This window comes from Mycetocola saprophilus (assembly GCF_000718085.1).
Lineage (GTDB): Bacteria > Actinomycetota > Actinomycetes > Actinomycetales > Microbacteriaceae > Mycetocola > Mycetocola saprophilus.
In genome coordinates this window covers 438,211-450,656 of sequence record NZ_JOEC01000002.1, presented here as the reverse complement: position 1 = coordinate 450,656, position 12,446 = coordinate 438,211, and the positions used below count along the sequence as shown (strand labels likewise).

Genomic DNA, 12,446 nt, shown 5'->3' with positions numbered 1-12,446 from the left:
GCTCGCAGACACTGCCGAAATGTCGCGTCGTTAGTCCAGGTCGAGCTTCCTATCGCAGCTGACCGAATCGTCGCCATCCTCATCGTGGTGGGATTTGCGCTCACCATCCACGTAGATCTCGCAGCGAATCTCCCCGAAGTTCCCGGGGGTGTTCTGGGCCCAGACGATGACCTTTTGATAGTCGCCAGTGGGGTCCAGCGTGAGGTCGAATTCGGTGCTCCAGGGGAGTGCGTGCTCGGTGGCGCCGGCGGCGTTTTCGCGGTCGCGCTCGTCGTCATCGTGATGCCGACGGTCCTCACTCTCCAATACCGTGAGGTCTCTGATCAACGCGCCCGCGCCGTCTCCGGATACCCGGAGCTCTACGTGGCGGACCCTCGATTGCTCGTCACGTTCACCGGCAGGAACCGTCGTGCCCCGCGGTGCCCCGGCACGCTGCGACGACGCCGGGTTTGTTTCCGCGGATCCCGCGGGGACGGCTGCCGGTGCCTGGACCACACATCCGGCGAGCGCCAATCCGGCGACCAGCATAATCGGCAGCGCGCGTACCACGCGCGTGCGGATGGACGGGTGGGTGCTCATATCGCTGGTTTTGCTCATCACTCCAGCCTGCGTGCTTTGCACCAGAGTCGCCTCGCCCACGTCCGAATCCGAAGGATCCCTCGACGCACACGGCAAAACCGGGGCACCCCGCGGTGCCCCGGTCCCGTCTGCCGGCCCCCGGAAATTATCCCGGGAATGCGCCCGCTCGGATGGGCCTAGCGGGCGGCCTTGACCGCCGCCGCCACATCCGCCACCAGCTGCGAGTAGCGGTTACGCGACTCGCGCAGCAGGGTGGTCATTTCGTCCTCGGTCGCGAGGGTCACCTCGCCGTAGGCCTTGGTGTTGGCACCGATGCTGAAACCCTGCCCACCGCTCATGCTGGTGTACACGGTCTGGCCAAGCTCGGAAATCAGGGCGATGGTACCGTTCGGCACCTTAAGGATCTTGGGCATGTCTTCTCCAATTTTGGGGGTGGTGGGACCGGTCGGTCCGGGGGGACCGGCGGACGACCCCAACATGTGATAGCGCGTGGTCCAGCCACCACCATGATCAACCTCTTTCCAAAAGTTGATCGCCGCACTCTGGCCCGAACCGATAACGGTTCCAGCCGCCGCGACCGGAACTGCCAGCCCGACGCTGACACCCGAGCCAAAATCGATCCCCTTGTGGAAAGGGTCCTGCGGAAAATCACGCGGCCCAAAAACCTGGGTCACCTGACTCCGCGCAAACGGAAGTCTTGCCATCACTCCTCCTTTCGTTATGTGTTTCTTGTGAATCTCGGAACACGAGATGCGCTCCGAGGCATTAGGTTCCGGGCGGGAAGTCCCGGAACCGATCGAGGTGTGCATCCTCAACCTGCGGGGTGCTGATCGAGGTCAGGACCGAGATGATCCCGGCCAACAGCGAGGCCGAAAACACGCCCCACCACTGGACCTCCAGCAGCCCCAGGCTTCCGGTGCCGATCAGGGCAACGGCCGCCTGTGCCATGGTTTTGATGGCCCGTTCTCCGGCATAGGACCAGAACTTTCGGGTGAAAATACTCATCCCTCCTCCTTCATGAACCGGCCACGCGCATCGCGCGGCTGAACCGCCTCGAGCACCGCGATTCGGGTGTTGTCCCGGGTTAGCGTGTCCTCCAAGTCGGCCAGCTTCTGTTCGACGGCCCCGAGTCTGACCGCGAGTTCGGCCGAGGCACGTTCGCCCCGGTCCACCGCGTCCCGCATGCTGCCCCCATGGTTGGGGAGCACCTCGTCCTTCACCGCGGTCAGGACCGCGGTCGTTTCACGGGCATGACGTCGGGTGTCCACGAGGAACCGGGGAAGGTCCCCCAGCGCACTCACCAGCGCGACAAACCCCTTGACCCAGGGCCAGACGCGCCAGCAGAGGGTCGCGACCGCGATGATCGCCCCCGCTACCAGCACTGCCTGCGCGATGGTGGCCTCACCCGCCCAGGCGGTGAGTTCACCGGCGTTCACTCGGCGCTCACCCGCCCGTGCCACACCGATCGTCGCCCGGGAAGGACGGCACCGGTTGACGCATTTTTCAAGGGGAATCCCGGCTGACCGCCGGCTACGTAGTGTGTGGTCGTCATCTGTGCTCCTTCCATTCGCGAAAATCGTGGGTTCGTGTTTCCTAGCTACCCGGGACGCCTCTACGCCCGTGGCATCCGTCTAGCGCCGCGACCCACCCGCCGAGGCGGGTAATGAGGAAGTCGCGACCCCGTCACAGGAACCGCCGTGTGAGATGAGGCAGCTGCCCCATCAGAACCGGCGATCGTCTTGGTGACAATCACCGTGTTCATGTCAACGACTCTACGCTTTCGTTTTCATTCACTCAAGTTAATTTGACAAATAAGTGTCATTTGGGCGACATAGAAGACAAACTCTCGGGGGAGTGTTTCGCCCGGAGTCAACGATTCGCCCCCGAGGGCGGGACGATGGATGATTTTTCGATCCGCCCCTCCCGATGTGCTTTCCCCGTGAGTATTGGGCGTGAGCGAGCGGTCGCGCTAGACTGGAAGCACTCGTGATCTCGTTTGGGGCACCGCCCCACGCTCACGTGCGTCGTAGAACGCTCCCTCTCTCGTCGGCCACGCCGATTCGATGACACTTCATACGGCGAACGGATGCGCACACCTGCGCCTTCGCCACCCCTGCCCCGAAGCTCGGCTGTGCCGCTGCCCGCGGGGACGTGATGCCCGAAAGGCACCAGCATGTCAGAAACAACTTTCGCCTCACTCGGCGTTCCCGCTCCGCTCGTTAAGGTCCTCGCGGCCGACGGCAAGGAGAACGCCTTCCCCATCCAGGTGGACACCCTGGCCGACACCCTCGGCGGACGCGACGTCCTCGGCCGCGGAAAGACCGGCTCGGGCAAGACCCTCGCCTTCTCGATCCCCCTCGTCGCGCGCCTGGCCACCGAGCTGGCCGGCGGCAACCGTCGTCCCGGCCGCCCGCTGGGTCTGGTCCTCGCCCCGACCCGCGAGCTGGCCACCCAGATCGCCGCGGTCATCAACCCGCTGGCCGAGGCCTACGGTCTGAAGACCACCACCATCTTCGGTGGCATCAACCAGACCCGTCAGGTCAACGCGCTGAACGCCGGCGTCGACATCGTCGTGGCCTGCCCCGGCCGCCTGGAAGACCTCATGAAGCAGGGCCACGTGCGCCTGGACGCCGTGGAGATCACCGTGATCGACGAGGCCGACCACATGGCCGACCTCGGCTTCCTCCCGGTTGTCACCCGTCTGCTCTCGGCCACCCCCGAAAACGGTCAGCGACTGCTGTTCTCGGCCACCCTGGACAACGGTGTGGACAAGCTCGTGCGCCGCTTCCTGCACAACGAGGTTCTGCACTCGGTGGACGAGGCCACCTCGCACGTGGCCGCGATGACCCACCACGTCTTCTCGATCTCCTCGCTCGAGGGTAAGAAGGACCTGATCACCACCCTGGCCAGCGGTCAGAGCAAGCGGATCCTCTTCACCCGCACCAAGCACCAGGCCAAGAAGCTGGCCAAGCAGCTCACCTCGCAGGGCATCCCCGCGGTGGACCTGCACGGAAACCTCTCCCAGCCCCAGCGTGACCGCAACCTGGCAGCATTCGGCTCGACCGGCCCCGAGGGCGTGCGCGTCCTGGTGGCCACCGACGTTGCCGCCCGTGGTGTGCACGTGGATGGTGTCGAGCTGGTTGTGCACGTCGACCCGCCCATGGAACACAAGGCGTACCTGCACCGCTCGGGCCGTACCGCACGTGCGGGCACCGAGGGTGACGTGGTGACCATCTGCCTGCCCAGCCAGACCGATGACCTCAAGAAGATCATGAAGAAGGCCGCGATCACCGTGGACTTCCAGCAGGTGGATGCCGACTCGGCCGCCGTGACCGAGCTGGTTGGCCCGGTTGCCGCGTTTGTGAAGCCCGCGCCGCTGGCCCCGGTCCAGCAGCAGGGTGGCGGCGGCAAGAGCCAGGGTGCCAACGCGCTGCGTAAGCGTGCGATCCGCGAGGGTCGCGCCGACCGTCCCGGTGGCGGACAGCGCAAGGCTCAGCAGGGCGGCGGCCAGGGCGGACAGCGTTCCGAAGGTGGACGCGGCCAGGGTGGCCAGCGCACCGAGGGCGGTCGCGGCGGACAGCGCACCGAAGGCGGACGCGGCCAGGGCGCTCAGCGTTCGGGTCAGGGTGCCGGCCAGGGTGGACGCGGTCAGGGCGGACGCGGTCAGGGTGCCGGTGCCGGTCAGGCCCGTCGTGGCGAGTCCGGTGGCGGTCGCGGTGGCAACACCCGCGGCGGCTCCTCGGCCATGTACTCGACCAGCTCCGACGGCGGCAACTCGCGCGGTCGCGGCAACGGTCCGCGTCGCGCCTCCGCTCCCAGCGGTTACTAGTCGCTAGCGGCTCCGGCCACACGGAGCTTCGGCCAAACAAGGCTTCGGCCAGAGTTTCGGCGAGACAAATAATGGTGGGCCCCATCCGATCATTTCGGATGGGGCCCACCTTTATTCACTCGGGAACGGCGTGCTCCCGGCTTCGAGGGCGATTAGCGCAGCGCGCCGACCGAGGCCAGCGCCGCACGCAGCAGGGTGCCGCGGCCGCCCTCCATCTCGGCGGCGAGCGCATCACTCGAGGCCTCCTCGGGGGTCAGCCAGGTGATTTCCAGGGCATCCTGGCGCGGCTCGCAGGTTCCGGTCACCGGCACCACATAGGCGAGGGAGACCGCGTGCTGACGCTCATCGGTGAAGGCCGAGACACCGGGCAGCGGGAAGTATTCGGCCACGTGGAACGGGACCGGGGAGGCGGGCAGCAGCGGGAAGGCCATCGGGCCCAGATCCTTTTCCAGGTGCCGGAACAGCGACTCGCGCAGGGTCTCGCCGTAGAGCACCCGACCCGAGACGATGGTGCGGGTGATCGCGCCCAGCGCGGTACCCCGGAGCAGGATGCCCACCTCGGTGACCTGGCCCAGTCCGTCCTGGCGCACGGGGATTGCCTCCACATACAGCAGGGGCAGGCGGTGCCGGATCTCCTCCAGCTCCACATCACTCAGCCAGCCCGGGTTCACCGGACGGCTCGGCTCATCGGGCAGCGGTTCGGGATCCGGGGTGCGTACGCTCATGCTTCATTCTTACAAGATTCGCCGGGGGAAGCGAGCCAATCGATTTCGCTTCGAGCGAGCGCCATGAGGTCGAGGAACAACGACGCCGGAAGCGAGCCGCACAAAACACAGTTCGCTTCGAGTGAGCGCAACGAGGTCACCGAACAACAACGCCGGAAGCGAGGCCCTATAGAACACAGTTCGCTTCGGGCGAGCGCGACCGAAGGCGGCGGCTGGTGCGGATGTCGGTGGAAGAGCCTAACCTGGGAGGTGACCCGTTTAGCCACACGTCCCGAGCCGAAGGATCCGCCGATGTCCCTCCCCGCGATCAACCCCGATGCCGTTCTCTGGTCGGTTCCCGAGGAGGAGCGCGCCGGACGTCCGCTGCTGCTCCTGCTGCACGGCTACGGGTCCAACGAGGCCGACCTGTTTGGTCTGGTCCCGCACCTCCCCGAGGCCCCGGTGATCGCCTCGCTGCGCGCTCCGCTGCAGGCCCCCTGGCCGATCGATGGCTGGTCCTGGTTCCCGCTCGCGGTCCCCGGTGCCCCCGACCCCGCGGGCCTGGACGCCTCGGTGGATGCCATCATCGCCTGGATCGATGCCCTCCCCTTCACCCCGACCAGCGTCGCCGCCGCCGGGTTCTCCCAGGGCGGGGCCATGTCCGTCCACCTGCTGCGTCGCGCCCCCGAGCGCTTCGCCTTCGCCGGCAACCTCGCGGGGTTCGTGGTGGCCGGAGACCAGCCCGGAGACGCGATTTTGCAGGAAACCCGTCCCCCGGTGTTCTGGGGTCGCGGAAGCGCCGACACCGTGATCAGCGACGAGGCCGTGGCGCGCACCACCGACTGGCTGCCCGATCACTCGACCCTTTCCGGTCGCATCTACGAGGGCCTGGACCACTCGATCTCCGGTCCCGAGCTGGCGGATCTGCGCGCCTTCCTCGATCGGCAGTACTAGGGCCGTGGCCCGCGTGGCACTGACCGGGTTTGGCCCGGCGACTCGGACCTGGTTCGCCGAGTCCTTTGCCGCGCCCACGGCCGCCCAGGCCGGCGCGTGGAAGGCCATCTCCGGCGGCGACAACACCCTGGTGATCGCCCCCACCGGTTCGGGAAAAACTCTCTCGGCCTTCCTCTGGGCCCTGGACCGCTTGGCCACCACCGAGCCGCCGGAAACCACGACCCGGGTGCTCTACATCTCCCCGCTCAAGGCCCTCGGCGTCGACGTCGAACGTAACCTCCGCGCCCCGCTCAGCGGTATCCGCCGCACCGCCGAGCGCGAGGGCATCGCGGTACGGGATCTACGGGTCGGCGTCCGCTCGGGTGACACCCCGGCGGCCGAGCGGCGAGCGCTGATCAAGAATCCGCCGGACATCCTGATCACGACCCCCGAGTCGCTCTTTTTGATGCTCACCGGCTCGGCCCGGGAGACCCTGCGCGGAGTGGACACCGTTATCATCGACGAGATTCACGCGGTCGCCTCAACCAAGCGTGGGGCTCATCTGGCGCTCAGCCTGGAACGCCTGGATGCGCTGGTGCCCGAACCCGTGCAGCGGATCGGGCTCTCGGCGACCGTGCGCCCCGAGGCCGAGGTCGCGCGCTTTCTCGGTGGCACGGCCCCGGTCACCATCGTGAAGCCCGTCTCGCAGAAAAAGTTTGATCTGCGGGTCATCGTGCCCGTTCCGGATATGACCGATCTGCCGCGGTACTCGGTGTCCGAGGGTCCCACCGAGCATGGGCCCCTGCACACCGAGGACGACGGCTTTATCGATCTCACCGCTGATCCCGGTGAAGCGCAAGGGGGATCGGCCCGTTCCTCCGGTAACCTCCCCGGGTCTGAGCGTTCCAGCGGCACTACTACTCGTTCCTCCGAGGATCTGCCCGAGGTGGATCGGCCGGGATCGATCTGGCCCTTTATTGAGGAGTCGGTGATCGAGCGGATCCTCGAGCACCGCTCGACGATCGTGTTTGTGAACTCGCGTCGCCTGGCCGAGCGCCTCACCGCGCAGCTCAACGAGCAGTATGCGGCCCGGCTGGGTTCGACTGTCCCGGACCTCGATACCCTGCTCCCGCCCGCGCAGCTCGTGGGCGGCAGCGGGCAGACCAACGGCATCGATCCCGAAGCTCCGATCCTCGCCCGCGCCCACCATGGTTCGGTGGCCAAGGCGCAGCGGGCGGAGATCGAGGACGACCTGAAAACCGGGCGTCTGCGCTGCGTGGTGGCCACCTCGAGCCTCGAGCTGGGCATCGACATGGGCGAGGTGGATCTGGTCATTCAGATCGAGTCCCCGCCCTCGGTGGCCGCCGGGCTCCAGCGCATCGGACGGGCCGGACACCAGGTGGGTGAGGTCTCGCGCGGGTTCCTCTATCCCAAACATCGCTCCGACCTGCTCTCCAGCGCGGTCTCGGCCGAGCGGATGCTCGCCGGCGAGATCGAACAGCTTCGGGTGCCCAGCAACCCGCTGGACATCCTGGCCCAGCAGACCGTCGCCGTATGTGCGTTAGAACCCATCGCCGTGGAGGACTGGTTTGAGTCCGTCCGACGCAGCGCCCCCTTCTCGGCCCTCCCTCGGGCGGCGTTTGACGCGGTGCTGGATCTGGTGTCCGGTCGCTATCCCAGTGACGAGTTCGCCGAGCTGCGACCGCGCGTGATCTGGGACCGCGAGGACGGCACCCTGACCGGACGCCCGGGCGCGCAGCGCCTCGCGGTCATCGCCGGAGGCACGATTCCCGACCGCGGCCTGTTCGGGGTGTACCTCGTCGGCGACGGCGAGGGTGGCACCGGTTCGCGCGTCGGCGAGCTGGATGAGGAGATGGTGTACGAGTCGCGGGTGGGCGACGTGTTTGCGCTGGGCACGACGAGCTGGAAGATCCGCGAGATCACCCACGACCGGGTGATCGTCACCCCCGCGCCCGGACAACCCGGACGGCTGCCGTTCTGGCGCGGCGACGGCCTGGGCCGCCCCGCGGCACTGGGCAAGGCGCTGGGCGCATTCGCCCGGGAGATCGCCGCGCTGGATCCCGAACCCGCGGCCACCCGGCTGAGCGCCGCCGGACTCGATCCCTTTGCCATCGACAACCTGCGGGCCTATCTCGCCGCCCAGAAGGAGGCAACCGGCACGCTGCCCACCGATCGCACGCTCGTGGTCGAGCGCACCCGGGATGAGCTGGGCGACTGGCGAATCGTGCTGCATTCCCCCTACGGCATGCAGGTGCACGCGCCCTGGGCTCTCGCGGTGGGCGCGCGGTTGCAGGAGCGCCTGGGCATCAACGGCACCCCGGTGGCCAGCGACGACGGGATCGTGCTGCGCCTGCCCGACGCCGAGGCCGAGCCACCCGGGGCCGACCTGTTCCTGTTTGATCCGGCCGAACTCGAGGAGATCGTGACCGCCGAGGTGGGATCCTCGGCGCTGTTTGCCTCCCGATTCCGGGAGAGCGCCGCCCGGGCGCTGCTCCTGCCCAACTACAATCCCGGCAAGCGTGCACCGCTGTGGCAGCAGCGTCAGCGTTCGGCGCAGCTGCTGGATGTGGCCCGCAACTATCCCACCTTCCCGATCCTGCTGGAGGCCGTGCGCGAGTGCCTGCAGGATGTGTACGACGTCCCCGCGCTGATCGACCTGGCGAAGCGGCTGGAATCGCGTTCGGTCCGCATCGCCGAGACGGAAACCGAATCGGCGAGCCCCTATGCGGCCGCGCTGTTGTTTGGCTACGTGGGCGCGTTTATGTACGAGGGGGATGCGCCGATCGCCGAGCGGCGGGCCGCCGCGCTGAGCCTCGATCCGCAGCTGCTGGCCGAGCTGCTGGGCCGCGTGGAGATGCGCGAGCTGCTGGATCCCGACGTCCTCGCCCAGACCGAGGCCGAGCTGCAGCGCCTCGACCCCGAACGCCGCCTGCGCGGGATCGAGGGCACCGCCGACCTACTGCGCCTGCTGGGACCGCTGCGGGCCGATGAGGTCGCCGAGCGGTTGCGCCCGGTCGAGGCACGTTCCGATTCCCACGGCGAACCATCCGACCCCGAAATCCCGGTCGTTCCCCCGGTGTCGCTCACCGATGCCGAGGGCTACCTGAGCGAGCTCGAACGCACCCGGCGGGCGCTGCCCATCTCGGTGCGGGGAACGGTGCACTGGATCGCCATCGAGGATGCCTCCCGCGTGCGCGACGCCCTGGGCGTTCCGCTTCCCCCGGGCGTTCCCGCCGTGTTTACCGAGTCGGTACCCGATCCGCTGGGCGACCTGATCGGTCGCTACGCCCGCAGCCACGGTCCGTTCCGGGCGGGCACGGTGGCCGACCGATTCGGGCTGGGGATCGCCGTGGTGACCCACACCCTGGGACGCCTCGCCGATGCGCGCCGCCTGGTGCGGGGCGAATTCCTGCCCGAGGTGTCGGTCGAGCCCGAGGATCCCGCCCGCGCCGCCGAATGGTGTGATGCCGAGGTCCTGCGCCGGCTGCGGCTGCGCTCGCTGGCCGCGCTGCGTCAGGAGGTCGAGCCGGTTTCCCCGGACACCTTCGCCCGCTTCCTCGACGACTGGCACGGCCTCGGCGGCGACCTGCACGGGATCGACGGCGTGCTGAGCGTCGTGGATCAGCTCGCCGGACTCTACCTGCCCGCCTCCGCCTGGGAAACCCTGATCCTCCCGCTACGGGTGCGCGACTACACCCCGGCGCTGCTGGATCGGCTGACCGCGAGCGGCGAGGTGATCTGGTCGGGCATGGGCAATCTCGGGGCGCGGGATGGCTGGGTCGCGCTGCATCCGGCGGACCTGGCCCCCTACACACTCGCCGCACCCCCGACCGAGCCGGATCTCGGTCCCGAACACGCGGCGGTCCTCGACGTCCTCGCCGGCGGCGGTGCATTCTTCTTCGCCCAGCTCCAGCAGGCGCTGCCCGAAATCTCCTCTGCGCGCCTGGATGAGGTGCTGTGGGAACTGGTGTGGGCGGGCCTGGTCGCCGGTGACACCCTCGCCCCGCTGCGTGGTTTCACCGCCGGACGCGGGGCGCATAAGGCGGCGGCGCCGGCACCGCGTGCCCGGCTGAACCGGTCGCGCCTGTCGCGGGCTCGCTCGCTCGGCGGCGCGGTCCCGATGAACGGCGCCGGAGCCTACGGGGTACCCGGCGGCGGTGCGCGGGCCCTGGGCCCGGGTGGGGCCGTGTCCTTCCGCGATGAGGCGCTGGCGGGCGACGATACGGGGAACGAGAGCATCGGTCCCCGCGAATCCGGACTCACCGACGGCGCATCCGACGAGGGCACCGGCCTCGGCGCGCGCTCCTCCGCGGCCGGCGTCTCCGCTCGCCGCCCGGTGCTCCCCCGGCGCAGCACGTACGGCGTACCCCGCGAGGGTGCGCCGCCGCACCTGTCGGGGCGCTGGTCGCTGCTTCCCGCACCGATTGTGGACCCCACCGTGCGCGGGGCCGCCGATGCCGAACTGCTGCTCGAACGCTACGGCGTGCTGACCCGCGGCTCGGTCATGGCCGAGGGCGCGGCGGGCGGTTTTGCGCTGGCCTATCGGGTGCTCGCCGAGATGGAATCCGCCGGTCGAGTACGCCGGGGATACTTCATCGAGGGCCTGGGCGGTGCGCAGTTCGCGCAGGCATCGAGTGTGGATCGACTGCGCCGCGCGATCCTGCCCGACCCCAATCCCGCACCCCCGCGCATCCGCACGCTCGCAGCCACCGACCCGGCCAACCCGTTTGGTGCGGCGCTCCCCTGGCCCGCGGCCGGTGCCGAGAGCCCCTGGCCCACCCCGGATGCCGTCCCCACCGGTCATCGCCCGGGCCGCAAGGCCGGCGGCCTGGTGACGCTCGTGGATGGCGACCTGGTGCTGTACCTCGAACGCGGCGGAAAGTCCCTGCTGACCTTCACCACGGATCCCGACCGGGTGGCTCTGGCCGCCGCCTCGCTCGTGGCGCTGGTGCGTGCGGGACACGTGGATAAGCTGGCGATCGAGAAGTTCAACGGCGGCTCGGTGCATGCCAGCCCCGCGGCGCTGGTGCTGCGTGCAGCAGGCTTCTCGGATACCCCCAAGGGTCTGCGCATCCGCCGGGGGATCGCGTGAGCGCGCGCACTGTCGTGTCGGGCCGGCGCATACCCTCACCGGATATGAACACCGGCACCGTCGAGAACAAGGGAGGTCGATATGCCTGAGGGCGATACCCTGTTTCGCGCCGCACGAAACCTAGATGCGGCGCTGGCCGGGCAGATTGTGACCGGCTGGGACCTGCGCGTCCCGGACCTGGCCACCAGCGATCTGACCGGATCCCGGATCGAATCCGTGGCCGCCCGCGGCAAGCACCTGCTCATGCGGGTGGGAGACTTCACCCTGCATACCCACCTGCGGATGGAGGGATCCTGGCACCTGTACCGGCCGGGGTCGGTGTGGCGGCGACCGGCCTATCAGGCGCGCGCGGTCATCACGACCGAGCAGTATCAGGCGGTGGGCTTCGACCTGGGGTTTGTGAAGCTGTATCCGCGCAGCCGGGAGGAGACCGAGCTGGCCTTCCTCGGCCCGGATCCGCTCGCGGCCGACTGGGATGCGCCCGAGGCGGTCGCCCGGCTCGGCTCGGATCCCGAGCGGGCCATCCACGTGGCGCTGATGGATCAGCGCAATATCGCCGGCCTCGGCAATGAGTATGTCAACGAGATCTGCTTCCTGCGCGGGGTGCTGCCCACGCGACCCGTCGCCGAGGTGGAGCTGGTCCCGCTGGTTGATCTCTCGGCGCGACTGATCCGCGCCAACCGGGACCGGCCCGGGCGGGTCACCACCGGCATCCATCTCCCGGGCCAAACCGACTGGGTGTTCGGGCGTGGACACAAGCCCTGCCGACGCTGCGGGACGCGCATTCTCACGGGCCGCCTCGGCGCGGACCCGACGCGCGAACGGGACACCTACTGGTGCCCGTCCTGCCAGATTTAGGGATACGGGTAGAACTGAAGCGGGAGCCGCTGATAGTCCCCGCCAAAGGTGCGCAGCTGTTCGGATCGGTCGATATGATCCCACGGGGTGTCGGTCATCATCACGATGCCCACCACGATCCCGAGTGCCGCACACACCAGCAGGGTCCGATCCACCAGGGCTCGCTTGCGCTCCCGAAAGCTCTCGGGGTGTACCTGCGGGCGCGCACTCATCTTCGTACTGTGGCAAACCCGAACCTGGGAAGTACACCCGCCTGTCCGAAATAGCATGCATCGGTTGCGGGTGTGGGCCGCGCGCTACCCGGTTAGGGCTCGGTTGGCACCGCTCCCCGGCGGCGTGCAGTGACGTACAGATGAAATCTTCGTTCCTTGATCTGATTGCGGGTGAGCTCCCGAAAGTCAAGAAAGCAGTGACCCGGAGCCTGGATCTC

10 protein-coding genes are annotated in these 12,446 nt (G+C 68.5%); 4 read left to right on the top strand and 6 right to left on the bottom strand.

The window, feature by feature from the left end:
• Positions 1–30: 30 nt before the first annotated feature.
• From IE92_RS0107900 to IE92_RS0107885, 4 genes are all read right to left on the bottom strand, one after another.
• Positions 31–597 carry a hypothetical protein gene (locus IE92_RS0107900; RefSeq protein ID WP_156027463.1) on the bottom strand — a complete coding sequence of 189 codons (567 nt, stop codon included), beginning with the start codon at positions 595–597 and terminating at the stop codon, positions 31–33.
• Between the two features lie 158 nt (positions 598–755).
• On the bottom strand, positions 756–992 hold the full coding sequence (locus IE92_RS18280) for a hypothetical protein (RefSeq protein ID WP_156027462.1): 237 nt from the start codon (positions 990–992) through the stop codon (positions 756–758).
• A gap of 352 nt (positions 993–1,344) precedes the next feature.
• The gene (locus IE92_RS0107890) at positions 1,345–1,584 is read right to left on the bottom strand and encodes a holin (RefSeq protein ID WP_030147955.1); all 240 of its coding nucleotides are present in this window, start codon (positions 1,582–1,584) and stop codon (positions 1,345–1,347) included.
• Positions 1,581–2,015, bottom strand: a complete 435-nt coding sequence (locus IE92_RS0107885) for a hypothetical protein (RefSeq protein ID WP_030147954.1) — start codon at positions 2,013–2,015, stop codon at positions 1,581–1,583. Before IE92_RS0107885 ends, IE92_RS0107890 begins: the two co-directional genes overlap by 4 nt.
• 737 nt (positions 2,016–2,752) lie before the next feature.
• On the opposite strand from IE92_RS0107885, the gene IE92_RS0107880 reads away from it, so the two are divergent.
• The gene (locus IE92_RS0107880; RefSeq protein WP_030147953.1) at positions 2,753–4,408 is read left to right on the top strand and encodes a DEAD/DEAH box helicase; all 1,656 of its coding nucleotides are present in this window, start codon (positions 2,753–2,755) and stop codon (positions 4,406–4,408) included.
• A 152-nt stretch (positions 4,409–4,560) separates the two neighbouring features.
• Here IE92_RS0107880 and IE92_RS0107875 read toward each other — a convergent pair whose 3' ends face one another.
• Positions 4,561–5,133: an NUDIX hydrolase family protein gene (locus IE92_RS0107875; RefSeq protein WP_030147952.1), complete on the bottom strand. Its 573-nt coding sequence runs from the start codon at positions 5,131–5,133 to the stop codon at positions 4,561–4,563.
• A gap of 291 nt (positions 5,134–5,424) precedes the next feature.
• Here IE92_RS0107875 and IE92_RS0107870 point away from each other — a divergent pair, with 291 nt between their 5' ends.
• From IE92_RS0107870 to IE92_RS0107860, 3 genes are all read left to right on the top strand, one after another.
• On the top strand, positions 5,425–6,066 hold the full coding sequence (locus IE92_RS0107870; RefSeq protein WP_030147951.1) for an alpha/beta hydrolase: 642 nt from the start codon (positions 5,425–5,427) through the stop codon (positions 6,064–6,066).
• Positions 6,067–6,070: 4 nt separating this feature from the next.
• The gene (locus tag IE92_RS0107865) at positions 6,071–11,158 is read left to right on the top strand and encodes an Lhr family ATP-dependent helicase (protein ID WP_030147950.1); all 5,088 of its coding nucleotides are present in this window, start codon (positions 6,071–6,073) and stop codon (positions 11,156–11,158) included.
• A gap of 81 nt (positions 11,159–11,239) precedes the next feature.
• Positions 11,240–12,016 (top strand): DNA-formamidopyrimidine glycosylase family protein, encoded by a 777-nt coding sequence (locus IE92_RS0107860; protein ID WP_030147949.1) that lies wholly within the window; start codon positions 11,240–11,242, stop codon positions 12,014–12,016.
• Here the strand turns inward: IE92_RS0107860 and IE92_RS0107855 are convergent.
• Positions 12,013–12,228, bottom strand: a complete 216-nt coding sequence (locus IE92_RS0107855; RefSeq protein WP_030147948.1) for a hypothetical protein — start codon at positions 12,226–12,228, stop codon at positions 12,013–12,015. The genes IE92_RS0107860 and IE92_RS0107855 overlap by 4 nt on opposite strands.
• Positions 12,229–12,446 lie beyond the last annotated feature (218 nt).